This is a genomic window from Amylibacter sp. IMCC11727, assembly GCF_029854195.1.
Taxonomy (GTDB): domain Bacteria; phylum Pseudomonadota; class Alphaproteobacteria; order Rhodobacterales; family Rhodobacteraceae; genus Amylibacter.
Window position 1 is genome coordinate 22,385 of record NZ_CP122960.1, and the last position, 24,335, is coordinate 46,719.

Genomic DNA, 24,335 nt, shown 5'->3' on the forward strand with positions numbered 1-24,335 from the left:
GGGCTGTGTGGTTGCGCTTGTGAAAACTGCGCAGTTAACGGAGCAGTCAATGGCGCTGTGCGGGCACGACTATGCTGTCCGTATCTAACTGTAACCACGCCGGCCATAATGGTGTTTTGAGATACACAGCATCAGAACGTTTGGAACCTTGATCCCTGTGCTCAAGCAACACGCCCGCCCAACATAAAGGACGCAACACACAGCTATAAAATGCGGATGTTGCACGCCATGTCATAGTTTCATCACCAAGTGGGCCGTAGAACACTTTGTAAAGCTCAAGTTCTGTTGCTGCGTTCTCAGCTTCAACGTTTAGCACATTTAGCCACACATCCCACTTACCAAAAGGCTGCTCGCCGCTGCGACTGTAACTGCTGTGATCCATGTTAAGGATGTAAAACGGTACTAACGTGTTCAGCAGCTGCGCTGGATTGACCAGTAATTCTGAGCCACGTTTGGTGATTTTGAACTGCCCTTTGTAGTGCCGCCCGAGTTTTAGCTCAATCAACAGGAAATGAAGCAGCTCAAGCGGAGAGAAGTCATATTCATTCAGCACCTTGTTGATGCTGAACAACTCCTCATAGCCCATATTGGGCCAATCAAAATGCTCAGCAGCCCAATGCACGAACACCCGCTTAAATGCCTTACTGGGTGTTAGAGGAATGGAGCCATTATCTTGCGTGTATTGCAGGGTCAGTTGTGCGGCTCGCAGCAGAGGCGAATGCGCCATCACAGCACTATCATTGGGCAGTTGGCGAAATTCTATCATGCAGAATATTTGGCATGCCGCTTTTGGCTGTGCCAGCTTTAATTCAGCTCAGTATTCGTCAGCCAACATGATGGTGAGCACACGAGTGGTCACAGTGGCGTCACTTGGATCGGGTGAATGCATGGTCAAGTCCACGTCGTAATAGTCCCACTTCCAAAAAACAGTTTCGCCCGCATAACTGAATGACCCAAAGTCATGCTCCCCGTACGGGTCATTGTCTGGTGTGAAGGCATCAAACCAGCGCACCAGATCCAGTATGCTTGGCACATCGGACATGGCCTGCACACCTTGGGTGATCACCACACGACAGCCTGTGAATGAGCGCCGTGCGTGATCATTAAGTGCCCTTATTTTGGCTGCATCAACCTCAGGCATTAGCACTTGCCTTAGCTGCTCCCGGCTTAAGGCGTGGTTGGCGCTCCGCCACTCGGGTTATAGCCGCATCTAATTCCCCTGCAGCTGCTGCATTGAGGAAGGCATCAAGCACACCGGCTACCTCAGCCAATGACTTCACAAACACCGCGTTATTGGTGCCATCAGCTGCAATCACACGTGCCCCGTATCTACACTGCACATACCACCCACTGTCTTGCTTAAAGAACCACGGACGCACTCGGCGATGTGTTTTGACCATCACACGTTCGCCTGTGTCATTGGTCATCCACTTGTGTCGCTCAACGCGGTGATCTTCCTTTTTAAGTGATGCGGCATGCACCAGCTTTTGCTCTTTGAGCCCTGCTACGAGTTTGTCACGTCGCGCTATAATAGGATCGCGCTTGGAGCTGCGATCAACAGTTTTGAATGTAAGCTTTGCGAGATGTGTCATGTGCGCTCCTACCTGTTTGGTTACAGCTAAAGCGTATGGTCAAATGAGACACTGGACGACCGAAAAGACAGTCAAGTATCTGATTTTAATTAATAATAATGCATAATTATTGATCAGAGATAAGCATTGGCGTGTTGTTCGCCTTCATTTGCGTATAGTCGATCAGCGATCCACACCGAAAGCTACGCCCATAAAAAAAGCGTCTAACGGTTTGCTCCGCTGACGCTGTGTTTGTTATCTCTCTTTGTTTGATCATCTTCGTTTGAGCGTTTGTTGATGTTCTGTGTTTGAACATCTTTGTCTTACGATGTTTGTTCGAACAACTGCTCGTGAACAAGGATGTGCCAAGACCTGCGCCTTTGGCATCTGTGTTGTTCAAACTGCTCAAGTGTTTGCTGCGTGAAGGGGCTTAGCCGCGCTCCATCATCTGCAAATCACCGTATGCCTCATATCCTGCCTTTTGTGTGTATAATGCCTGTTGAGCTTGCCTAAGCCAGAGTGGGCTGGCTGCCCTTTGAATGCGATGCGCCCGTTGTGCATGATGATACTGCGCCATCGTATCGGACGAAGTTTGATCCCAACACAGTTCATCTAAAATGGTGTCACTGCCCATGCGCCAATACTCGTGGGTCACATAGTTGGCCACAGCTGTGCGGTCTTGCACTGGCACGATCCAGTTCTTTACCAGAGGCGCTGTTTGAGCATGATGCTGCGCCCACACTGCGTTGAGCAAACAGCACATGTGTTCTGTGTTTTGCAGTGTAGCGTTGATAACGAAGTGAACATGAAAGTTCTCACTGTCAGCGCCTTCGTGGGCAAAGCACCAACGTGGGACGCGCATGTTCTGACGCTCAGCAGCTTTGCCAAACATTACGCGGTCCACCTTGTTCCAATAGCTGCGCAGAAGCTTATGAGCGGATTGCCTGCCAATCGTCCTGCCATTCACGAACTTGAGCGTGCCAAACACGTTCCAGTCTTGGGCCAGCAGATGCTGCACCAATGCCTGTCGTTCTTGTTTACGTTGCTCAAATCCCATTGTGATCCTCCGCATGTATTTATCAACGAAGAAGGAAAAGGCGGTAGAAACGGCAATACTGTGTTGCAACAATTGTGTTGGAACCACTGTGTTGTAGGTTTGTGGTTGCAACATATGAGCGTACCACAGCCACCAACGCAGCGATGGACAAACAAAAACACCGCCAACAAAAATGCTGACGGTGCATGGTTTGTTCTTAAAAACCGATCTCAAACTAAGCTTATGTGTTCAATAAGGCCAAACTGACTAAACGCTCTTGCTCAATAAGATCAAGATCCATCCAAGCCCTCTCAAAGGCCATAAACCTCTTTTTGGGCAACCGCCCTTTCGCCTGTTCAATGACATGATCGGACAATGTTTGTGATGGGCATGCAATGCTCTCAATGTCTAAATCATATACACACGCACAATACTCCAGCTCACCCCAACTTTCGAGTTGATGGAGTATTTTGCGTGTATCATCGTTTAGAATTACCCATAGAGAACCAAGCTCAAAATTAAAGGCCTCCATCACTTGCCTTCCGTCGCGCAGTTAATTGTAAGCGCTGGCAGAGAAGTGACGCCTGATGCCAAAGGGTTAATGAGCTTGTGTACCACGCTCTGTAATCTCAACACATAGTCTTCAATCCAATCGTTGAGGCTGCGTCCGCTACCGTCAAATCCATTCAGCAGCAACAATGCTTGCGACGGCGTAATAGGAATACCTTCTGCTGCCATCACAGCAACAACACGCGGCACCCACTGTTGAACACTTGGATACTCGACGCATACAGGGCGGAAACGATCCTTTAATGGGCCATCAACCAAGTGCAGATTGTTCGTCGTCGCAATGACCACGCCCAATTCATATTGATCCATGAACGCCCGTAACTTGTGCTGCATTGGAAGTGTAAACTGATCAATCTCGTCGATAATAGAGCAACCAGCGTGAGCTCCTGCCGACAGCTGCCAATTCCATTGACTGAGAAGAGTCCCAAAGCTGTCATGCTGTTCCGCATAGGCCTTTGCGTTAAAGGGCTCTGCCAAACCTGCCTGCCAAATCAAATTCAAGCGCTCTCTCATAATCAACTCAGCAGAGACCGACTTACCGGTGCCTTTTGGTCCATAGAGCAATAGATGCTTGTCGCGATTGTTATTTGCGTAATCCTCAAGTGTTTGTTGCACATCAGTGCTTGCGAAGATCACGTCGCTGAGTGTCTTAGGGCGATGTTTTTTATCAAATGTCATAATATTTTCCTTTGGATGATGAGAGATTGCAGGCAACAGCGACGCTGCCCGCAATCTGATATTGATTAAGCTGGGGTGAGCTCGGCTTCAGTGATGCTTGCGCGAGCTGGTGCTTGTGTGGCGGCGATACCTGCGACAAGCTGTGCTACATTTTCCGCACGTTGCTCCGCGTCTTGCTTGGCAACATTGTGTTCAGCGTCCTGTGCAGCTTTTTGCTTAAGCGTTTTGCCTGCGAGAGACAGTACAGTGTTTACCGCTGCTGCGTTGTTGGTTCCGAACACCACGCTTGCTGAACCATCCGCGTTTTTACGAACCAGAGCCAAGCTGTAAAAAGCCCCGTCCACAGGCTGCAGCACGTCCAGCATATCTACAGACATCAGCTGTGCCTGATTGTGCAAAGCGCTCTCCGCGTATTCCCGGCTTTTTTGGGCGAGTACCGCAGGGCTTTGTCCATCAGCGCCTTGGCGGCGGATTTCGTCAATGCCGTTGTTGTCAGTGATGAACTGAGGAAGTGTTTCACCTGTCACGCCTCGCTCGGCGGCGACCACCAGAACGCGAGCATATGTGTAAGCGCGATTTGCAATTTTGGTCTCGCGTCCAGTGCCCACAAAAATCAAGCGCACAATGCGAAGAGCGAGACTGGTTTGAGAATTATACGCAACTTTATACGCATCAAGCAAATCAGTGACCGCTTTGCTAAGGCCGCGATCTTTGCGTACCTTGAGGAACAAATCCAAGGTGCTGCCCAGCAGAGTGTACAGCTCCGCGTTGCTGGCAGCATATGTGCCTTCTTCCCAAATGCGACGCTGTTCAATCAATGCGTCTACTGTGTTTGCTACCATGAGTGTGTTGTTTGTTGAGTTGGTCATGTGAATATCTCCTGTGTTGACCGCGACTGGCTTGATTGCCGTGTCGATGATTAATTTCTAACATGAGGCAACTCACTGGGATATTTACTGCGCATAATTGACATTTAGCGGATAATGTTGTTCCAATTTATTCATGCAAAATGAATGCGAACACTATGACAGCCCACGCTCCACAGACTTTCGCAAGGATGGCGTATGGGCTGCGAACCTCGGTTTCTATCTTTTGTGGATGGAGTATCTGGCCGTCAGCCCAAGTTATGAGCTGGCGCGGCGGTTTCGTGCGAACAACTTGAGTGAACAAGAGCTGGACACACTGCCTGCTGACTTTGAGGACGTACTGGCGGTCTATGACGACTTAGGCGACGTTCAACGGGTTCGCTTCTTAGATTGGTGGAGCGAGCGAGCATTGCCTGTGTTTGGGTACAAAGGCAGCAAGCCGCGTGTGCGCAAAGTCGATGTGCTGCGCAGCGACAGACACCGTAAAGCTGCATCCCGCCTACAAGACTTCATTGAAGATGATTGGACAGAGCAAGGTCAGCCCAATGCCATGGTAGTGAGTATCCCCGTTGGCCTGAGCAAAGCGCAGATCACACGACAGCTGAGCAAACTTATCGATAACTCGCTCAAGGAGCGCCGTGTTTTACCAGAACCAGTTGCAAAATACCCTTTGCTGGGCACACGGCAGCGCAAGGATACGCTGTTTCGGTATCTGTATGTTGTGTGGGTGCGCAGTGCTATGCCGCGTCAATCTCTGTGGCGTGTTGGAGCACGGGCAAAGGTCAGTGATACCTACAGCCGTGAACTAGACCCAAAAGTGCGCATACCACGCGGTGAACTTACATATGATCGCTCAGTATTATCTGCACTAACAAGCCGTGCTTGGAGCAGAGGCATTGCGCTGGCAGAGAATGCTGCACGTGGACGGTTTCCCAGTTATGACAAAGTGGAGCATGGATTGGAGCCAAACCTAAATGACAGTTGGGCGCTGATCTCAAGTCGTCGCCGTTGGAAGAAGAAGCAGGCGCGCAACGAGAACCAATAACTGTGTTACGACGATAGGCACACACAATTGTGTTGGAACCACTGTGTTGTAGGTTTGTGGTTGCAACATAGTGGTTGTCCCACAGCCTTCGGAGAACTTCCCACAACACAATCTTGCACCAAAGTGTCGCAAGAAGTTTCCACAACACAGTCTCTCGCCACAGTGTCACAAGAACTTGTCACAACACAGCTTCTGGCTTGTGTGTTGAGCGACACTACCTGCTCTCGTGTTTGCTCCAACACCACTGTGTTTGGATAAATACTTGCGAGACCAAAACATTGGGAGAATTGGATGAGCATAAGACTATTAGAACACATGCGCGATGAGTTGATCGCAACAGGTATCGTGCAGAACACACCAGAGTTTTGCCGCAGCTGGCTGGGGCGCAGTGAGGGCTATATCCGTGTGCTGCGCTATCACAACACAGAACCCAGTGTGGAAACGCTGAGCATTTGCGCAAGCAAGCTTGGGTATTATGCAGCGCGATTGGCGGCAAGTGATCAGCCAGAGCATCAAGTGTGGGCCAAACGTTTATCTGATCTGCAGGCGTTATGTAACGGTGCCATAGCTAAGCAGTCAGAGGAAGTGTGGCGTGCACCAGAACGGATGGCAGTATGAACATACATCCGAAATGGGTTCTGCAGCCGCAAAAATCTGCGCTGCGGTTTTTTAGTGGGAAGTACTTACAGAAGTTGGGTGGTGATTTTGCATCACCCCAGTCCGTACAGGTGGGTGTTGCGCATGGATGACCGTGACGAACTCCGCCGATTGATAGATGTGATTGAGAAGGCATCCAGCAGCGTTCAGTTGGATCAAGCCATTGAAGACATTAAGACTTTCTCCAACACTGTCAGCTTTTTGGCCAATAAGTTAGAGACGCGCCTCAAGGGTGGCGACGTGAAGCCAAAGGGCAAACCAAAGTCGCGGATTGGCAAAGCCATTGCACCACCGCCCGTTCCAAAGCCTAACGTGCCGCAGCCACCGACCAATGCGAACTCCACAGCAAATGGCATGCCTGCCGCTGCGTCTAGTGCAACATCACAAGCTGACTATGACAGGCTTAAGCCGCAGGGAAGCCAAGGGACAATCTCAACATCATAAACAACTGGCGTCACACAGCGTGTACAAGCGTCGTGTTGGTGCCGACCTGTCTGGATCAGCAGCACGTGTAGCAATCAGCGTGGGTTGGGGCTGTACGCGGTGTTTTTGGGAGAAACTTTGCGGTTTGGCGTGATGCGACACGTGTAGATTTTCATTGCTCAAAAGGCTGGCAGGCATAGCAAAAATACCCTAACCTTCAGATAATAGGGGGATTGTAGATGGATCAGTCAGCACGGGAAAAGTTCTTTGAACGCATCGAAACTGCGCCACTGGCCGCAAGAGGCTTCGGTAGTTGTCCCATGACTACCCTAAAAAGTTACTGAAGGGTGAAATTAGTCTCGGCCACGCCATCCAAAGAAAGGCTAAAGGTGGCTGAATGCCTTAGTCATTTCATTCGTCAAATGGGAGGATGACAGACTCACGTTGTTGGCAATGCTGATGGCGTCAGATAGAATTCGATAACATTAGCTTTTGAGCTGTCAAAAAATCGGAAAAATTTTAGATGTAATGAGCGAGACCCCTTTAATGGGACCTCGCTCACCTTTACTCATTAATAGCCTTGCGGGAATTAAGTGAGCGGTGTAGCCCCCGTTTCCATGCGGATTATTTTTCCGTCTTTGAGCATGCAAACCAGCATCACGGCTTCTTTGGTATCATCGGGGTAGGACATGAAATCATGAGAAACCAAAATCTCATCATTTTCATAAACACAACGAGATGCATCGTTCACAAACTTTGGGTTCCCCATCATACCAACGACCATCGATGCCCATTCATCTTTTGTGAATTTGTTACCTGATTTATGAAATACAATTTCTGCATCTTCATGAATAAGTGCAACATAACCCTCGACATCCCGGTCATCCATGACTTTTGTTAGTTTCTGGTATAACGACATTTCTATTCCCCCCATGCTCCGGCAAACTCGTACACGACCGCTCTTTTTCCACCGACGCACCATGCGTCATGATTTGGCGAAATCGCATATGCATCACCAGCAGAATATGTGGCCTCCGAGCCATCGTCGCAAACACAATGAATGGTGCCTTCAACGATGATACCAGTGTGCGTCGCTTGGCAGCTATGCGTACCCACAACTGGTTTGATGTCCTTCGACCATTTCCACTCTGGTGCGAGTGTGAGCTTCATCACACGCTGACCGAGAACGTTAACAGCCTCCATACGTGCATTTGGCATGTCCTTTGATTCATCGGCTTGAGTTGCGAAGCTTTTCACTTCTATCGGCATGTTACTTTTCCCTTTTTTTGATTATTTAGGACGGGATATAGAAGATTTTGAGGTTTCGCCCGTCGCATCTAGTTTGTTGTTATCGCATTCAGGATTCATCACTTTTTGGTGTTACCATTCCGTAAAGTTTTGCCCTCTAAGCTTTCGATCATATCAAGGCATTGCATGACGCACCTCTAAATATCGAAATACGGGCTCTCCATCCAACACATCTGCAAGTGCGTCCAGGGCACCATAGGACATCCGCCAATTCAAATATTCTTCATAGGCAGCCCTACTCGTCCACATAGATACTGCTTCGACGTGTCCGGTCTCTTCGTTGTCAGCCAAGTACAACCAAATGCAATCTGGCCTTGATCGAGTTGCAACAACTAGGGTTGCGAAGTCTGCGAAGAACTTTGCCTTAGCCTCCTTCTTTACAGGTATTTGTAGATTCACGATGCATGTCATAATGCCGTTCCTTATTTTGTATTTATTTGATTAATTTGGGATCAACTTAGGCAAGCCAGTACGATTCTGTTCACCCCAATCAGCTGGGCATCACCGAGTGAAAGATTCCTCGCTCATGGGTGTCGCCACGGTTGTTTCCAAGATGGCGCCGGCGGCGGCTCTTTTCGCTTTGAGTTCCTCATGGCCGCTAAAAGCTTTCATAGATTCTGGAGACTCAAAATCGATAATGACCGTTAATTTATTATCATCATCTTTTTCGGTGCCTGCGAAAATAAGCTTCGCTCCAAGCGCATTTAGGGCGGCCTCATTCTCGTAAAGCATGTCTTTCCAAGGTTTAAAGCCACGAGCCAAATCCTGTGTAAGTTTTACCATCATAGTGGATTTCCTTTGTTTTTGGGTTATTTTTCGCGAGCCCTTTTGGACACAGCATTAGCTTATTTTTAGGGTAAGATTTCATTCGGCTGCGACCACGTGGTACATTTGCTGTCCTGTGCTCAGCATACCTGTGACAGTCCCAACAAATTTCTGTCCGACATATGGCTCATACTTGCCACTGCCAGCAGTTAGTGAGCCAATGTATTCAAGTTGTGGCGTTATCTCACCAAAATAAATGGCCAAATCACCATCTGGATCCATCATACTACAAACGCCCACGCCTCCGAATGGCGCACCTTCAGCAGTCAGTGCTATTGATTGGTTGCATTCTGCCGTTACGAGTGCTGGGAAGCCCTCAGGCGCTTCTGACCAATCCCATAAATCGATTGAACTATTGATCAAAATCGATCCAGTCATGCCTTCCATCATCTTAGAAGACGACGGTGCGTTTGCTAGGCCTGCCATGCTCCAAATTTGTGAGTGACCATCTGCGAGGACAGGGGTAGTGCTGCAAACTAAAATTGCTGCAAGCATTTTGGTAGTATTGATCATCTTTTCGTTCCTATGTTTCAAGATTTGTCTTATTTGGTGCTGTTGCGCTGAGTATTAGAGTGTTGGCCATCAGGACCTTGAGACGTGTGGCAGTTACCGCAGGCGGCTGGGCCTTCTACCAGATAGGTGCCTCGCTCTAGCGATGGTTCGGCACTGGCAAAATTTGCCATGTTCAGGGCTAAAACTCCGGTCAGGCCCCCTAGACGTGCCTTGTTATGATTATTTCGCATCCGCAGCGTACCTCTGTGATCAACGTCGCAAACATGCTTGCATCGGCTCCCATCGCGATCTAGTCTAAAGATCAAAGTGGTTTTCGAGAGAGGATGAAACGATGCTTGATCAGTCCGTTGAACAAGAAATGTGTCCCATCGCGTTGGCTTCGTATCTATTTGGTGACAAGTGGATACCTATCATTATTAGAGACATCGCTCTTTTTGATCGGCGCACATTCAATGATATATTGAAAAACAACCTTGAAAAAATTTCGTCCGGTTCCTTGTCATCTAGATTACAGAGACTTACCCATTTAGAGATGTTGGAAGTGACGGACGACGGCACGCATTCTCAGAAAAAAATCTACAGCTTGACCGAATCTGGAGTTGGGTTTGTTCCCGTTGTTTTTAAGATGGCGTCTTGGACTGCGAAGTTCCGCAATCCATCTCCAGTGGTGGTTGCAATGTCTCAGCCATATATCGATGGCGACACTGATGCTATAAATTCATTTTTGAAAAATCTTCGAGATATTCACATTCACAAATCCACCGTTCCTCAGCCATTTTGGTGGAAAAGTTAAAGGCGCTCATGTTCCGGGGTTTGTGCAAGATTCAGGTGGCGCGATGGAGCTTTTGTGTATTTTTATTTCTTAAAGGCTTTGTAACTATCAGGTTCGTGGAAGTTTTGAAAACAACGACAGCGAAAATTTTGATCAGTATGTCGCACTGGGTTTGCGGGGAGCTTTTTCGAACAGGGCGTCGCCTGTTCTTGTGTTTTTCACACTGTCGCGAACACAGTGTTCAACACAGTGTTCTCACTCTGTTCACCCTCAAATTACCAAAAACACACTTTTACGCACACCAAAAAATCAGTACGCTAAGTCACAGTAATCGAACACTAATCTACTGCCACCTCCATTGAAAATCCTCGTGTCGGTGGTTCGATTCCGCCCCCGGGCACCACTTAAATCTTTGATATAATTGAGTTTGCCGCTCATTCTTGATCCTCACTTTGGTCAGGTTTGACGCTTTTCAGCGAAGGTTTGACAATCTTTGCGCGCCTTTCGTTCTCTTTTTCCAGTGTCGCCATGGTTTCGCGGTTCTTTTCGGCAAGGTTTGCCGAGCGGGAATAGTGCCGCGCCATAGATGGTGTCTTCTGTCCTAGAAGGTCGGCGATGCGGCGTTCATCAAGGCCAGCTTCACGAAGTGTAGTGGCTACGGTGTGCCGCAGCCCTTTGAGCGTCAGGCCCGGCGCGATCAATCCTTCCTCCTCAAGCTTGATCTTGAAACGGTGCCAAACCGTTGAAAAGCCATTGTAAGTCCACGCTTCACCTCGTGAACTCGCAAGAACCGTTTCGGCCTCATGCTCTGGAAACGAGTTTAACGCTGCCTGCAAAGTGGGGCTGATAGGAATAGCGACCTCTTCGCCGGTCTTACCGCGCACGCCCCAGATTGTATCTTCGTCAATCTGATCTTTGCGCAATTTGAGCGCGTCTGTTGGATCAAGACCAGTGTTCATCATCAGAGCAAGGGCCACACGCACATGCGGCTTTGCCCGGGGTAGAACGCAATCTCGTTCCTCAATGCTCCATGGCCTATTCGCATAAGCTTGATCACGCGGGCGGCGCTTGGGTATCACGTCTTTGGCGTAATTGGCGGCTATCAAGCCCTTGGGGATGTTGTAACGAAAAACTTCACTCAACAGCGTGCGCACCATGTTTGCCCGCCGCCATCCAATTTTCTTTGCGGCCTTGTCATGGATGCCTGAAACGAGTGGGGTGTCGATCACATGGATGGGCGTGCCTTTGATCGGCTCAAGGAAGTCAGCGCATTTGCGGTAGTCGCGACGAGTGGCTTCAGCGAGGTTTTGAAAGTGTTCGGTTTCGAAATACGTCTGAACGAGTGCGCCAAGGGTGCCAGCTTTCGGTGCCTGCGCCTTTTGGGCCTCTGCAATGGCCCGGATCGTTTCGCACTCTGCGAAGAACTCCGCAGAACCGATTGGGGACTTCTCAATGTCAATCTTGTGGCCCGTGGCGCGGTGGTAACAACGCGTTTTTCCATGCCGGTCCTTGAAAATCTTGAACCCTTTGACGCGCATTTGGGTCATCAAAGTCGACCCAGGATGTCATCTCGCGTTTCAGTCATCGCCCCTGATTTCACACCGTCGATCCATAGGTCGATATCTTTCCGATCCCAAAGCAGCGTGCCCTCCTTCAATTCAACCGGGCGCACCGGGCAAGCCGCCTTGAAGTGCTTCACTGGCAAGCCAGAATAGCTTGCGGCCTCGGATTGCTTCATCATGCGCTTGTCGATCACACTGATATTGAGATTGGTCGTAGCCATTGCTTTTGTCCCCCGTCAGTTTGCAGCCGTTCTCTCGCTTTCACAGCTTTTGACTTTGGTCGCGTTCCTCTGGAACCGTTCCCAACCACTCATCGTCAGTCGCTTGGTCTTCGACGATATTTCTATGAACTCCAAACGCCCATCGTTCATGAGCGCGCGAATTTGCGCAGGGCTAAGACCAACGATCTCGCTGAGTTGCTTCGGTGAAAGCAGCCGTTCTTGTTCCAAAATGGTCTCCTTTACTGATGGTTGTCTGGAATCGCTTGTTTTGAGTCATCCTGCATGGTCAGATAACAAAATAAACCCAAATTTGTCATTTTTTGCATATTTGCTAAAAAATGCACATTCGTCAACTGGGAACCACACGTGGCGCAAAAAACGTCTGATATGTTCATTGGCATCGGGGCCAGGCTTGCGATTACGCGCAATGAAACTGGCTTGTCTCAGACAGACATGGCCAAGAAAATTGGTGTCTCGCTGCGGGCTTACCACAGCTATGAAAAAGGTGAGCGCGGCTTGCCGATTGAGGCGTTGGTGTTGCTCGAAGAAAAATTCAATGTCGATGTAAACTGGATTCTTCTCGGAACGAAGGCCGCGCGTGTTGAGCACGACATCGACGCACTTGAAGAGTTCGAAACCTCGCTTGATCGGTTCCTGGTCGAACAAGGCATCAGAATCAAAAGCGAAAAGCGCGGGGCCATTGTCGGGCGCTGGTATCGGTCGCTAACCGATGGAAAAGAGGTCCCAATCGAAGACGTTCATACGTGGATCGAATTGCTGAAGGAGTAGACTATGAGGTTCTCTAACATTCCGCACATGCAGCGGCAAAAACTGGCCATTCTGGAGCGGGTGCGACATGATGTTGGCCGCTTCACCAATCCTGTTTTCAATGCCTTTTTGATCGCTGCGGCAGTCTATCTACCCTGCTATGCTAAGCTCATGCTTTTCTCAACATCTGGCACGCTCGATCCGCTGAATGTGCTCCTCGCATTGTCCTCAATTGCCATTGTTCTGATTACGCCCGCATTTGCGCTGGCTGCTGCTGTTGAGGTCTATTTCGCTCGTCGAATAGCCAATGCGTCTTGGGCCTCCGAGACGATCGAATTTGCATAAGACCTGCGCTTGATACTTACAAACAATTAGAGCGTCGGATGCAGTTGACGATTTCATCAGGATTTTGCCGCAAAACAGACAAACCGGACCTTCGTGAAGAATGCAGCGAAGGTGTCGAAAGAGCCCAGAGTCCTAGATTCTGCACGCCACGCAAATGACCTGAATCCGCTGCACAAAGCTGTCGTTCGACCTTTTTCAGCCCCGATTTAAGGGGAAGCTCACGCCGCCGCCGAGTTTTCCCGAAAGCGGCCACTGCTTGCTGGCCTCCGTCGCGTGACAAAATGTTGTCAGTACGCAAATGCAAATACACGAATTTGTGTGAAGCGAAGATTCTTATTGAACCTCCAGTTGGTGTAGGTTGTACCTGTCTTATGGAGCATGCGGCACATAATACGCAAATTGACTATTAGGACGGAGACAAGTTCAACATGTTGACAAGACGCCATTTCATCGCAACCACGACTGCTCTTTTTTCAGCCCCGCTGGCGTCGCCCGCTTTCGCCAACACATGGCCATCTGCGTCGCAAAAGGCTACCTGGGACGCGCAAGTTACTCCAGAAAACTTCGTTCTTGAGACATCTAACCCATGGGATCTTGCACCGCGTTTCCTGCCGCAACGGGTCGAGGCGCGGGATGGGCTGGTGCCTGGCGATATCCACGTCGATGCTGTCGCAAGATACCTCTACCACATCGAAGAAGGTGGCACGGCGATGCGATACGGCGTCGCGATTGCGCGCGGCAATCTTTATGAACCGGGCACCTATACGGTGCGCCGTCTGGTTGAGTGGCCGCATTGGACACCCACCCAATCAATGATCGAGCGTGACCCTGTGAACGCCCAGTGGGCTGACGGCATGGAGCCAGGTCCGACAAATGCCCTCGGCTCCCGTGCGATTTACCTCTACGTGGGCCAGCGTGATACGTATCTACGTATTCATGGCACGCCTCACCCCAGATCGATTGGGGGCCGCGCGAGTTCAGGCTGTGTTCGGATGGTGATGGCGCATATCAATGCGCTTTATCCAAATGTCGAAATGGGTTCGACTGTATATCTTTACTCCGCTTCGGATAGCGTGCTCTCAACTAGCTGACAGTCAAAGCATCGTCGATCACAGCAAACGAATGAAAATGGCTCTGATGAATTTAGGGCCGTTTTCGTTGTTACGTCTCAGCGGGCTGTTGAATGCAAATGTGACGGCTATCAGAGGTCCTGAGTGGCAGAGGTGTTCTTTCAACCGGGCCATTGTGCATGTACCAAAAGCAATTGTCGTCGGGGCGCAGGAAGGCCGACATAATGTCCTGATTGGGCCCTGCAATTGCAATCACTTCCTCAGGTATAGAACGTGTCGGGCTTGCGGCTTCAGGCTCGGTCATGGTGACCGCGCAAGCGCTCACGAGCGGTATAAGTGTGAATACGGCTGCACTTCGCTTGATCATCTTTTGGCTCCATTTACCTGAATATTGTTGCTTCGCTGATATGATGAAAGCCATACGATATTCAAGCTTTCCCGCCGTCGGCCTCAAAACTTGCTCCGGCGCGATGTTCGAAGGTGACTATTTGAGGCAGGTTTTCGCGGTTCAAACGAAAATCGGACGCGTTGTCATTTTTCTTCTTGAAGCTCTAGTTGCTGTAGCTCGTATCCTAATCAAAATAGTCGCGAATCTGAGGATAACTCATGCCACACGATGCTGCTCATCATGATCACGATCATGCCGCTTCTTCGCCTGATACAGGCACAAGTTGCTGCGGTGGTGATGCTGTTCCGCCAACGCAAGTCAGCGCCTCCGACGGGCGTAGTTTCCACGTCAGCGGTTTGGACTGCGCGGAAGAGGTCTCGATCCTCAACCGCGTCGTCGGACCAAAGGTCGGTGGAGCGGAGTACCTCGCCTTTGATGTTATCAACGCGCGCATGACGGTTCTGGATGGTGGGACGAACCCGTCGTCGAAACAGATTATTGATTTGGTTGCTTCAACAGGCATGACGGCTAAGCCGTGGGATGCCGAGGACGCCAGCGCCGATCAGGCTGCACATTTGAAGAAACAAAAGCAGTTTACGATGTTGAGCGGAGGCTTTTGGGCGGCGGGGTTCATTTACCACCTCGTTGAAACCGGGATTGGCGGGGCCATCGGCATCTTTGCCGGCCATGGGGAATCCGCGATGCCAATGGCGGAGGTTGCCTTGTTCGCTGGCGCAATTCTATTCGGTGTGTGGCTGGTGGCACCTAAAGCATGGTCGTCTGCGCGCCGGATCTCTCCTGATATGAACCTGTTGATGGTGGTTGCCGTTGCCGGTGCCATTGGGCTTGGAGAATTCTTTGAGGCCGCAACTGTTGCGTTTTTCTTCTCACTCTCGCTCTATCTTGAAAGCTGGAGCGTCGGGCGGGCACGCAATGCTGTCTCGGCGCTTCTCGACCTCGCGCCTGCGACGGCGCGGGTAATAAACGAGGATGGGTCTGAGACGGATATTCCCGCCGCGGCCGTCGCTGTCGGAACCAAGTTCATCGTGCGCGGTGGGGACCGCATTCCCCTGGACGGAGAAGTTGTCGGCGGGGCGGGAGCTGTCGATCAGGCGCCCATTACGGGTGAAAGCGCTTTGGTGCCAAAAGAGGCGGGCGACGATGTTTACGCGGGCACCATCAATGGTGAGGGCACGTTGACCGTACGGGCAACGATGGCCGCGTCTGACACGGTTCTGTCCAAGATCATTCGCATGGTTGGCGATGCACATTCGCGTCGCGCTGAGGTCGAACAATGGGTGACAAAGTTCGCCCGCATTTACACTCCAGTTGTGATGGTGTTTGCCATTTTCATTGCCTTAATCCCGCCACTTGTCGCGGGCGGCGACTGGGGCTTTTGGTTCTATAACGCGCTGGTTTTGCTGGTCATCGCCTGTCCATGTGCCTTGGTGATCTCGACCCCAGTGTCCATTGTTGCATCGCTTGCGGCATCCGCCCGAAATGGTGTGCTGATCAAAGGCGGGGCCTATGTCGAAGCCCCCGGGCGCACCACTGCGTTGGCAATGGACAAGACCGGTACGATCACCATGGGTGAGCCCGAGGTTGCGGCCATTTATCCGCTTGGTGGCACAACCGAAGCCGAATTGATGGCACGGGCCGTGGCCCTCGAAGCGCGTTCCTCACATCCTCTAGCACGGGCTATCCTTGGCCGTGCAGAGCGGGACGGAATAAAAATCGTCGCCGCCGAGGATACCCGAACCGTCCCTGGGCGCGGCCTTGAGGGTCAAATGGGCGGTCAGTCCATCTGGCTCGGCTCAGACCGGTTTGCCGAGGAAAAGGGTCTTGGCGGGAATATTCCGGCTGATCTGCGCAATCAGATCGAAGGCGCTGGAAGCACGCTTGTGGCGATCGGTGATGCAAACGGCGTCAACGGCGTTCTCGAACTGCGCGACCGGATCCGGCCAGATGCCAAGGGCATTGTCGCGCGTTTGCACGCACAAGGTGTCAAAAAGATCGTGATGCTGACCGGCGACAACGCGGCCACGGCAAGAGCAGTGGCTGCCGAGGTGGGCATAGATGAGGTGCGGGCCGAACTCCTTCCCGAGGATAAGGTCACGGCCATCGAAGAACTGGTGGCGCAATATACGACCGTCGCGATGATCGGGGACGGAGTGAACGACGCACCGGCAATGGCGCGTGCGCATTACGGCATAGCAATGGGCGCAGTTGGGTCGGATGCTGCGATTGAAACGGCAGACATTGCTTTGATGACGGACGATATTGGCAAACTTCCATGGCTGATCGGGCATTCGCGCAGGACCATGTCGATCATCAAACAGAACATCGGGCTGTCCCTTGCAACCAAGGCCGTCTTCGTCGTGGCGACTGCCTTCGGTATGGCATCCATGTGGGGCGCGATTGCGGCAGACGTCGGGGTCTCGCTTCTCGTTGTCGCCAACGCCTTGCGATTGATAGGAGCACGCGACGGCGACCAAGGACCGCGCAGCGGAGAGCAAGTTGGCGAGGAAATGGCAAAAGGCGCGCTGGCACACGGCCATTGATCGGTGAAAGGCAACGCTGTATCCGATAGGCACAACGAACCTCCAAAGAAGAGGCATAGGGCAGTGATGATAACAAGATTACCGAGACGGCTTTTCCTATCTGGTGCGGTGGCTACATTCTTGGCCGGATGCGCCAACAAATTCAGGTCGTACACTGGCCCTGATGTGACACGCCTGCGCCTCTACAAATCTCAACGACTGCTCGTTCTCGATGGCGCGCAGGGTGTGTTGCGCACTTTCCCGGTCGGGCTTGGTTTTGCCCCCGAAGGACACAAGCAATTCGAGGGCGACGGACGCACGCCCGAAGGAACCTACACCATCGATCGCCGAAATCCCGAGAGCCTGTTTCATCTCTCAATAGGCATTTCTTACCCCAATGCCGAAGACCGTGCTTTCGCGGCTGCTCAGAGCCGGTCTCCAGGGGGTGATATCTTTATCCACGGTGGCCCGAGGCGGGGCATTGATCCGACAAATAAGCAGGACTGGACCGCAGGATGTATTGCGGTCACCGATCGGCAGATTGAAGAGATTTATGCCATGGTGCGCGATGGAACGCCCATCGACATTTATGCCTGAAAACGTGCCCTCCGCAGCGGATACAACAAAAGTACCCCCACGCCACACACGACAAATACATCGGCAAGGTTGAAGGCCGGCCAATACAGGCCAGCGATGTGGAAGCTCAGAAAGTCGGTAACGGCTTGAAATCGGAAGCGATCTACGACGTTACCGAGTGCGCCGCCAATGATAGCACCAAGCGCGACAGCTTCGATGTGATTGTCGCTGCGAAAAAGCATCACGCCGAGAACAGTGCATATCACGAGCGCCAATGCCGACAGTCCCCACCAAGGCATGCCCCCGAACATCCCGAAGCTAACCCCATCATTTTGAACATACACAAGGTCGAAAATGGGTAAGATTTGAATGCCGGTGGCAAACGAGGATGCGTTGTCCATGACAAAGAACTTCGTGACTTGATCCACGAAAAGAGCGATCAACACTGTAGTCAGGCTGGGAAGGATGAATATCTTCATCGTTTTTTACCCGAGCCAGACGTCCAAAAACAGCATGATGACCAAGCCGATCGCAAGGCCGAGCGTGGCCTTGTTCTGATGACCGCTTCGGTGGGTTTCAGGAATGATCTCGTGACTGATAACGTAGAGCATCGCGCCTGCCGCAAACGCCAAACCCCAAGGGAGAAGCGGTTCCGAGATCGTGATGATCCCCGCACCCAAAAGTCCGCCAATGGGTTCAACCATGCCAGTTAATGCGGCGATCCCCCAAGCCCGGACTTTCGAATACCCTTCGCCGAGCAGTGACACCGCGACGGCCAGACCTTCGGGCGCATTCTGCAGCCCGATCCCGATGGCAAGCGGCATACCGCCTGACACACCGTCTGCGCCAAAGCCGACGCCCACCGCCAGCCCTTCGGGAAAGTTGTGGATCGTGATGGCGATGATGAACAACCACACCCTGCGGAGCGATGCTGCCTCAGGCCCTTCGCGACCTGTGCTGAAATGCTCATGCGGTAGTTTCTCGTTCATGAGTGCCACGGCACCCATCCCAAGAAGGATCGCAATACACACAATTGCGGCCGGTGCTGCCTCGTTCACATATCGCAATTCAGCCGCATCAAGAGCAGGAATAATCAGCGAAAAGAAGGATGCAGCAAGCATCACGCCCGCCGCGAAACCAAGTGACAGGTCTCGGGTAGCGCGAGACGGCACGCGACCAAAAAGCACGGGTATTGCGCCAATGGCCGTCATTGAGCCTGCGGCAAGACTACCCAGAAATCCGAGCATAATAGGGGAGAGAGTGTCCAAATTCAGATCTTTCGTTTCAAATGGCTTCAATCGCCAGAATAGCTTGAGAAGACTTCTGTCGACCCGTCGTTGTTGATGAGAAACACGTCGTAGGCCTCACGCCAGCGGCTCTGATCCATACCAGGTGAGCCAAGTGGCATGTCCGGCACCGCGAGGCCTATTGCGTCCGGCCTTTCGCTGAGTAACCTGCGAATATCATCTGCTGGCACGTGGCCCTCGATCACGTAGCCCTCTACCAGACCCGTGTGACAGGACACCATTCTTTGCGGAACGCCATTATCGAGTTTGAAGCGTACAAAAAGGCCCGCAAACATATCTTCACCTGTGGGTTCGAAGCCGTTTTCTTCGAGGTGTTTCATCCACGCTAGGCAGCAACCGCAACCATTCGTCTTAACGACTTCAATTGGGGTCGTTTGGGCAATCGATTGCCCAGCCAATGCGAGCGTGAGCAAGGCGGAGAGTGAGAGTTTTTTCATTATCTAAAGCCTTTCCGACATCGTTTGAGCGACATCCGAATCAAGTAATCCAGTAAACTGGGCCCGGCTCTCATGAAGACGTGCTACAATGTCTGGATTGGTTCCTTCTGCGTTTGCCGCTTCGGCAAGCCGTTCTTCCGACATTGGATCTGTGGGTCGGCCATCCACCCGCACTTCATAATGCAGATTTGGACCCGTCGCAGTTCCTGTCGCGCCAACGCGACCGATAGCCTCACCCGCTGTAACCCTATCTCCGACCGAAAGACCGTCGGGCACGAAACTCAGATGGGCATAGCGGGTCATAGTGTCCGAGCCATGCGCGATCTCGACCACGCGTCCATAGCCGCCGCGTCGGCCAACAAAGGAGATAGTTCCAGGTGCGGTGGCATAAACGGGCGTCCCATGCGGAGCTGCAAAATCGACCCCTGTATGCATGCGCACATCTCCATACACCGGATGTCTGCGGTTGCCATACACCGAACTCAACCGCGCTCCCTTCACAGGCTGCGCGAACACGCGCAACACTTCTCCATCGACAAAAATTGTCGCGTTTCCAGAGTTGTCGTCCGGCCACACGATCTCATAACGGGTTTCGTCGATGGTCAGCGCAGCGAAGGACAGGTGAGGTTGTCCGATAATTTGGTCGCTGAGCCTGGCTTCACGCCACATCAATTGCAACGGTTCGTCGCCTTTCAAATCACGCCGGAAGTCTACAGTCCCCCCCAACATCTCAGCCAAGTCTACGGCAAACCGAGCGGGAACATCTGCCGATGCAAGAGTTGCCGAAATCGAGTTTTGCACCGTCGTATCTGCCGCCCGCAGCACCAAATCAGGCTCAGGCAGTATTCTCCGAGTGGCGGTCTCATCTGTGAAAACCGCTTCGATTTGGACGCCTTCGTCAACAGACAATACGGCTCGTCTCAGCGATCCGGAAACGGAAGTTTCAATCTCGATGCCATATCCGGGTCTAAGCTTGCGCAGGTCATATTCTGCCGCCATGGCCAGAGCTACTTCGGCGCGATCACCAGCAGAAAGGCCCGCCGCAGACAGCAATGCATCTAAGGTTTCACCCGAGGACAAGGTGCCCGACCAGGATACCACTGGCGAGGCCGTTTCCAAAAATGCTCTGTCGTAAGCTAGGGGCTCCGGCGGTTCTGAGGACCAAATGACTTTGTCAGCTGCCGCAATCGTGCTCCAGGAGGGTGCCTCCGTTTGCAGCGACATAGATGGCTGTCGCAAGGGAACGGGCTGCCAATTCGACGCCACAGCAATTGCATCGGGTGCCCGGGACGTTCCCCAGTTGGTCTGGGATGCCAAGATTAGCGTTAGGACTAAAGTAGCGCCTAAGACACCAAAGGCAGGATACCTCAACTTCATGATGTTTCTTCTTCCATTGTCAGGACGCGGCGGATTTTTGGCACCGCGAATTCCCGTTGTTCATGGTAATCTATCGTGCCGGAAAACTGCCCCTCAGCATCAAAGAGAAAGACGCTTGCCGTATGGTTCATTGCATAGTCGCCGCCCTCCGTGGCGACTTTTTCATATCGTGCGCGGAAGCCCGCCGCTGCCCGTGCCGTCGTATCCAGCGTTCCGCTCCAGCCTTGGATGGCAGGGTGAAAATAGCTGATATAGTCGGCCATGGCGTCCACGGTATCGCGTTCTGGGTCTACCGTGATGAATACGACATTCAGGTCCGCAACCTCATCGCCAAGATCGTCGAGCCAACCAGAGATGTCCGACAATGTGGTGGGGCACACATCAGGGCAATATGTGAAGCCGAAAAACACCATTGATGGATTACCGATAAGTGACGCAGGTCCAACGGTTGCCCCGTCCTGGTTGGTCATCTGGAATTCCATTTGGGTAAGCGGCAAAGGTCGCTGAGCCACCGGCTCAGGCGCACCCGGCCCATCAACCTGCCACCAGCCGATGAACAGCGTTAGCGCAACAACGCCGCTCACGGCTGCGCCAAAAGTAAGGAGCGTGCGCCGGTTCATCAGCCCTCCGGCCCGCGGGCGGCAATGCCAAGAATAGGCACATCAACGTTCAGCGTCCCGCCATCAGCAAAGTTCAGTGTCAGCGGAAAGGTCTCCCCTTCGACCATCTTGGTTTGCAAGCGCATCAACATGGCATGCATGCCGCCCGGTTCCAGCGAAACACTTTCGCCCGGAAGAATGGTGATTTCACCGACAGGGCCCATGGAACTGACACCATTTAAATCAGTCGTGGTTTCGTGGATGTCCGGCATCATGGCCAATGGGGTTTCCAGCCCGACCAATGTCACCGGGTCAGAACCCGTGTTGCGCAGGATCATGTAAGCTGCGCCTGGGCGGTTGGTGCCGATAGAAGCGCGGGCCCATGCGTCTTCGACTACAATGTCGCCGGAATCCGCCACAGCAGAGGCGGGCAACCCAATTAAGAGGCTGAATGCGATGGCGATGTAGGCAGTTGATTTCATGGGTTTGTTCCTAATAGCCAATTGTTCAGGATTCATGCGCAGCGACTTCCGCAGCAACGAGGGCGCGCAACTCGTCGGCGCCGAAGGGATCAAGAGGTTTGCCGTTTACAAAGAAAGTGGGGGTGCCACGGATCTCCATCGTTTCAACGTCTGCGCGGTCCTGATTAAGGATTGCAACAGTTTGCGGCGCCCTCATTTGGTCTTGGGCCGCTTCAACGTCAAGGCCAGCCTGTTCCGCAATACTAAGGAGCAAACCCGGCGCAGGTTCACCGTGCGACGCCCAGCGTGGCTGTTGTTCTAGGATCGCTTCTTTGACCGGGATAAAGACACCCTGCATGCGTGCCGCTTCCATTACCCTGATCGCCTCTTCTGACGCCGGGCCATGAAACGGGGTGTATCGAAGAACGACGCGAACCTGATCGCCGTGCTCAGCCATGATGTCCTTTATGATCGGATAGAAAGCGCGGCAGGCTTCGCAGGCGGGATCGAAAAATTCCACGATTGTGACGGGGGCGTCCTCGGGTCCCATGATGGGAGAATAGGGACGCATCAGCGCCTCTGTTTGCTCGGATTGAAGCGGTTCGACCACGGCAACTGGTGCAGTGCGGGATTGATTCCAGGCAGCGGCCGCAAATATTGCGAGACCTGCAGCTAATGCGACTAGAACGATTGATTTACTTTTCACGTGCGGGGCTCCTTCAGGGAGATTAACGAAAAGAGTGCGATCAGAGCGAAGGCTATGAGCGCCAAGAGCGGAATTGGGACGCCAAGGAATAACTGGTTATCGCCGGTACAAGACGGGCCAGTCTCGGTGCAGGGTTTGATGGGTTCCGGAAGGATGCCTGTGTAAAGTCCAAGATGCCAAAGCGCGATGGCGGCCCCGCCAATGGCGAGCGCAACGCCGTAGCGGCCGACCCGATGATCCTCCCACCAGAGACCGAGGCCAAGAACGATTACTAAGGGGAACATGAAAGCGCGCTGAAACCAGCACAGATTGCAAGGTGCCTGACCCAGAACCTCACCAATATAGAGCACTGCTAAGGAACTCCCCAAAGCCACGATCCAGGCGGCGGCAAGAGCCGAATCTTTTGCCATCACTCGGCTCATATCTACATCCTCGCCCTTAGATCGGAAACAATCTCTTCAGCTGATGTGCCATATGTCCAAGCCCCGACATATCCGCCTTGGGGATCAAATAGGAACAGCTGGGAGGAATGTCCCATCGTGTATCCATTGGGCGAAGCGGCTTCCTCGATCTTCTCAAAGTACACGCGGAAGGTTTCCGATGTTCGCTTGATCTGATCGGCCGTGCCGGTGAGGCCTACTATATCTGCCTCGAAAGCCGGAACGAACTCTGCCAGTTTTTCGGGCGTATCACGTTCGGGGTCAATCGAGATAAAGAGCGGCTGGACTTTGGCGGCATCGGAGCCGAGCGCATCCATGACAGCGGCAACCTCTGCCAAGGTCGTGGGGCACACATCGGGGCAATTCGCAAAGCCGAAGAAGACGAGCAACCAGCGCCCTGCGAAGTCTTCGTCCGTCTGCACTATGCCTCGGTGATCGGTCAGTTCGAAGTCAGCTTGGAACGCGGGCGCATCAGCGCGCTGTTCTTCTCTGATAGAAAACTGCAAAAAAATGGACCCAACAACCACGATCGCGGTAAGTCCCCAAAGCATTTTTTGTAACGTAGAAAATTTCATTGGTTGTATTGCGCCCGATTCCGCCCATTTTTAAAGCGGTCTAAATGTTCTAGTTGCTAGAGGTTCAAGTTGTTTTTCGGCATTGCGGCGGCGTGTCACGGATCTGTGATTAGGGTGCTGGCTTGCGGATGCCAATAGCTATAGCTACCAACGCTATAGATATGGAGGTCACATGCTGACAATTGGAAGTTTGGGAAAGAAGACCGGAACAAAAGTTCAGACTGTCCGGTATTACGAACAGATCGGCCTGATGCCCGAACCAGGTCGCACCGAAGGCGGGCAGCGGCGCTACGGGGATGCGGAAGTTGACCGCTTGTCCTTTATCCGGCACGCACGCCAGTTGGGGTTTCCCCTTGAAGCGATCCGCGAGCTTCTCGATCTCAGTGATAATCCCGACCGCTCTTGCCATGAGGCGGATTCCATCGCCCGGCGGCAACTCAAGCAGGTAGAACTAAAAATGGATCGGCTGAAAGCGCTGCGCACAGAATTAAAGCGCATGATCCACGAATGCAGCGGAGGCAATACAGCGGACTGCAAGGTTCTCGAGGTTTTGCGCGATCATTCTGAGTGCCTGACCGATCACAATGAAATAGGGGCTTAACCGTTTCCACGGCTCTCAAGCTACTAAAACGAAGAGAACACTTGAACCTAAAGTCACTGTAGCAATTACATCTATCTCAAAGGCGATTCGAGGAGATA

32 protein-coding genes are annotated in these 24,335 nt (G+C 52.2%); 10 read left to right on the forward strand and 22 right to left on the reverse strand.

Annotated elements, in window-relative coordinates; all coding sequences use genetic code 11:
* Positions 1–46 precede the first annotated feature (46 nt).
* From QBD29_RS00155 to QBD29_RS00185, 7 genes are all read right to left on the reverse strand, one after another.
* Positions 47–766, reverse strand: a complete 720-nt coding sequence (locus tag QBD29_RS00155; protein ID WP_280099349.1) for a hypothetical protein — start codon at positions 764–766, stop codon at positions 47–49.
* Between the two features lie 48 nt (positions 767–814).
* Complete coding sequence (locus QBD29_RS00160) at positions 815–1,141, reverse strand: DUF3768 domain-containing protein (RefSeq protein WP_280099350.1); 327 nt, start codon at positions 1,139–1,141, stop codon at positions 815–817.
* Entirely contained in the window at positions 1,134–1,592 is a 459-nt protein-coding gene (locus QBD29_RS00165) for a hypothetical protein (RefSeq protein ID WP_280099351.1), read from the reverse strand. The genes QBD29_RS00160 and QBD29_RS00165 overlap by 8 nt, the downstream gene beginning before the upstream one ends.
* A 409-nt stretch (positions 1,593–2,001) precedes the next feature.
* Positions 2,002–2,628 carry a hypothetical protein gene (locus tag QBD29_RS00170; protein WP_280099352.1) on the reverse strand — a complete coding sequence of 209 codons (627 nt, stop codon included), beginning with the start codon at positions 2,626–2,628 and terminating at the stop codon, positions 2,002–2,004.
* A 220-nt stretch (positions 2,629–2,848) separates the two neighbouring features.
* Positions 2,849–3,139: a hypothetical protein gene (locus QBD29_RS00175; RefSeq protein ID WP_280099353.1), complete on the reverse strand. Its 291-nt coding sequence runs from the start codon at positions 3,137–3,139 to the stop codon at positions 2,849–2,851.
* On the reverse strand, positions 3,139–3,855 hold the full coding sequence (locus tag QBD29_RS00180; protein ID WP_280099354.1) for an AAA family ATPase: 717 nt from the start codon (positions 3,853–3,855) through the stop codon (positions 3,139–3,141). The genes QBD29_RS00175 and QBD29_RS00180 overlap by 1 nt, the downstream gene beginning before the upstream one ends.
* A gap of 65 nt (positions 3,856–3,920) precedes the next feature.
* Positions 3,921–4,724 (reverse strand): hypothetical protein, encoded by an 804-nt coding sequence (locus QBD29_RS00185; RefSeq protein ID WP_280099355.1) that lies wholly within the window; start codon positions 4,722–4,724, stop codon positions 3,921–3,923.
* Between the two features lie 133 nt (positions 4,725–4,857).
* Here QBD29_RS00185 and QBD29_RS00190 point away from each other — a divergent pair, with 133 nt between their 5' ends.
* From QBD29_RS00190 to QBD29_RS00200, 3 genes are all read left to right on the forward strand, one after another.
* Positions 4,858–5,766, forward strand: coding sequence for a hypothetical protein (locus QBD29_RS00190; protein ID WP_280099356.1), 909 nt, complete (start codon positions 4,858–4,860; stop codon positions 5,764–5,766).
* Positions 5,767–6,057: 291 nt separating this feature from the next.
* Positions 6,058–6,384, forward strand: coding sequence for a DUF6626 family protein (locus tag QBD29_RS00195; RefSeq protein ID WP_280099357.1), 327 nt, complete (start codon positions 6,058–6,060; stop codon positions 6,382–6,384).
* A gap of 123 nt (positions 6,385–6,507) precedes the next feature.
* Positions 6,508–6,867: a hypothetical protein gene (locus QBD29_RS00200; RefSeq protein ID WP_280099358.1), complete on the forward strand. Its 360-nt coding sequence runs from the start codon at positions 6,508–6,510 to the stop codon at positions 6,865–6,867.
* 568 nt (positions 6,868–7,435) lie between these two features.
* On the opposite strand, the gene QBD29_RS00205 is transcribed toward QBD29_RS00200, so the two are convergent.
* The 4 genes from QBD29_RS00205 to QBD29_RS00220 form a co-directional block, all read right to left on the reverse strand.
* Positions 7,436–7,765 carry a nuclear transport factor 2 family protein gene (locus QBD29_RS00205; protein ID WP_068294854.1) on the reverse strand — a complete coding sequence of 110 codons (330 nt, stop codon included), beginning with the start codon at positions 7,763–7,765 and terminating at the stop codon, positions 7,436–7,438.
* Between the two features lie 2 nt (positions 7,766–7,767).
* Positions 7,768–8,115, reverse strand: a complete 348-nt coding sequence (locus tag QBD29_RS00210; protein ID WP_082896429.1) for a cupin domain-containing protein — start codon at positions 8,113–8,115, stop codon at positions 7,768–7,770.
* Positions 8,116–8,655: 540 nt separating this feature from the next.
* Positions 8,656–8,940 carry a hypothetical protein gene (locus QBD29_RS00215; RefSeq protein ID WP_280099359.1) on the reverse strand — a complete coding sequence of 95 codons (285 nt, stop codon included), beginning with the start codon at positions 8,938–8,940 and terminating at the stop codon, positions 8,656–8,658.
* Positions 8,941–9,018: 78 nt separating this feature from the next.
* Positions 9,019–9,492 carry a hypothetical protein gene (locus QBD29_RS00220; RefSeq protein ID WP_280099360.1) on the reverse strand — a complete coding sequence of 158 codons (474 nt, stop codon included), beginning with the start codon at positions 9,490–9,492 and terminating at the stop codon, positions 9,019–9,021.
* A 331-nt stretch (positions 9,493–9,823) separates the two neighbouring features.
* On the opposite strand from QBD29_RS00220, the gene QBD29_RS00225 reads away from it, so the two are divergent.
* Entirely contained in the window at positions 9,824–10,285 is a 462-nt protein-coding gene (locus QBD29_RS00225) for a helix-turn-helix domain-containing protein (RefSeq protein WP_280099361.1), read from the forward strand.
* A gap of 413 nt (positions 10,286–10,698) precedes the next feature.
* Here the strand turns inward: QBD29_RS00225 and QBD29_RS00230 are convergent, their stop codons facing one another.
* The gene (locus QBD29_RS00230) at positions 10,699–11,811 is read right to left on the reverse strand and encodes a tyrosine-type recombinase/integrase (RefSeq protein ID WP_280099362.1); all 1,113 of its coding nucleotides are present in this window, start codon (positions 11,809–11,811) and stop codon (positions 10,699–10,701) included.
* Positions 11,811–12,047, reverse strand: coding sequence for a hypothetical protein (locus QBD29_RS00235; protein WP_181893391.1), 237 nt, complete (start codon positions 12,045–12,047; stop codon positions 11,811–11,813). The genes QBD29_RS00230 and QBD29_RS00235 overlap by 1 nt, the downstream gene beginning before the upstream one ends.
* 387 nt (positions 12,048–12,434) lie before the next feature.
* Between QBD29_RS00235 and QBD29_RS00240 the strand changes: the two genes are divergently transcribed.
* The 5 genes from QBD29_RS00240 (at position 12,435) to QBD29_RS00260 (ending at position 17,755) form a co-directional block, all read left to right on the forward strand.
* The gene (locus QBD29_RS00240; RefSeq protein WP_280099363.1) at positions 12,435–12,836 is read left to right on the forward strand and encodes a helix-turn-helix transcriptional regulator; all 402 of its coding nucleotides are present in this window, start codon (positions 12,435–12,437) and stop codon (positions 12,834–12,836) included.
* Positions 12,837–12,839: 3 nt separating this feature from the next.
* Positions 12,840–13,160: a hypothetical protein gene (locus tag QBD29_RS00245; protein WP_280099364.1), complete on the forward strand. Its 321-nt coding sequence runs from the start codon at positions 12,840–12,842 to the stop codon at positions 13,158–13,160.
* A gap of 428 nt (positions 13,161–13,588) precedes the next feature.
* Positions 13,589–14,251, forward strand: a complete 663-nt coding sequence (locus tag QBD29_RS00250) for a L,D-transpeptidase (RefSeq protein WP_025054197.1) — start codon at positions 13,589–13,591, stop codon at positions 14,249–14,251.
* 585 nt (positions 14,252–14,836) lie between these two features.
* Positions 14,837–17,179, forward strand: coding sequence for a cation-translocating P-type ATPase (locus tag QBD29_RS00255; protein WP_058243067.1), 2,343 nt, complete (start codon positions 14,837–14,839; stop codon positions 17,177–17,179).
* A 63-nt stretch (positions 17,180–17,242) separates the two neighbouring features.
* Positions 17,243–17,755, forward strand: a complete 513-nt coding sequence (locus QBD29_RS00260; RefSeq protein WP_106404167.1) for a L,D-transpeptidase family protein — start codon at positions 17,243–17,245, stop codon at positions 17,753–17,755.
* Here QBD29_RS00260 and lspA read toward each other — a convergent pair.
* From lspA to QBD29_RS00305, 9 genes are all read right to left on the reverse strand, one after another.
* Complete coding sequence (gene lspA / locus QBD29_RS00265; RefSeq protein ID WP_058243066.1) at positions 17,746–18,213, reverse strand: signal peptidase II; 468 nt, start codon at positions 18,211–18,213, stop codon at positions 17,746–17,748. The two genes, QBD29_RS00260 and lspA, sit on opposite strands and share 10 nt — an antisense overlap.
* Positions 18,214–18,219: 6 nt before the next feature.
* Positions 18,220–19,002 carry a ZIP family metal transporter gene (locus QBD29_RS00270; protein WP_025054192.1) on the reverse strand — a complete coding sequence of 261 codons (783 nt, stop codon included), beginning with the start codon at positions 19,000–19,002 and terminating at the stop codon, positions 18,220–18,222.
* Positions 19,003–19,028: 26 nt separating this feature from the next.
* A complete protein-coding gene (locus QBD29_RS00275; protein WP_025054191.1) occupies positions 19,029–19,478 on the reverse strand; it encodes a DUF411 domain-containing protein in 450 nt (149 codons plus the stop codon).
* Positions 19,479–19,481: 3 nt separating this feature from the next.
* On the reverse strand, positions 19,482–20,597 hold the full coding sequence (locus QBD29_RS00280; RefSeq protein ID WP_231725199.1) for a M23 family metallopeptidase: 1,116 nt from the start codon (positions 20,595–20,597) through the stop codon (positions 19,482–19,484).
* Positions 20,598–20,851: 254 nt separating this feature from the next.
* On the reverse strand, positions 20,852–21,475 hold the full coding sequence (locus tag QBD29_RS00285; protein WP_025054189.1) for an SCO family protein: 624 nt from the start codon (positions 21,473–21,475) through the stop codon (positions 20,852–20,854).
* The gene (locus QBD29_RS00290) at positions 21,475–21,936 is read right to left on the reverse strand and encodes a copper chaperone PCu(A)C (RefSeq protein WP_025054188.1); all 462 of its coding nucleotides are present in this window, start codon (positions 21,934–21,936) and stop codon (positions 21,475–21,477) included. Before QBD29_RS00290 ends, QBD29_RS00285 begins: the two co-directional genes overlap by 1 nt.
* 25 nt (positions 21,937–21,961) lie before the next feature.
* Entirely contained in the window at positions 21,962–22,621 is a 660-nt protein-coding gene (locus tag QBD29_RS00295; RefSeq protein WP_025054187.1) for a thioredoxin domain-containing protein, read from the reverse strand.
* Entirely contained in the window at positions 22,618–23,043 is a 426-nt protein-coding gene (locus tag QBD29_RS00300) for a disulfide bond formation protein B (protein ID WP_025054186.1), read from the reverse strand. Before QBD29_RS00300 ends, QBD29_RS00295 begins: the two co-directional genes overlap by 4 nt.
* Before the next feature lie 2 nt (positions 23,044–23,045).
* Positions 23,046–23,636, reverse strand: a complete 591-nt coding sequence (locus QBD29_RS00305; RefSeq protein ID WP_037969025.1) for an SCO family protein — start codon at positions 23,634–23,636, stop codon at positions 23,046–23,048.
* Positions 23,637–23,808: 172 nt separating this feature from the next.
* On the opposite strand from QBD29_RS00305, the gene QBD29_RS00310 reads away from it, so the two are divergent.
* Positions 23,809–24,237, forward strand: a complete 429-nt coding sequence (locus QBD29_RS00310) for a helix-turn-helix domain-containing protein (protein ID WP_025054184.1) — start codon at positions 23,809–23,811, stop codon at positions 24,235–24,237.
* Positions 24,238–24,335 lie beyond the last annotated feature (98 nt).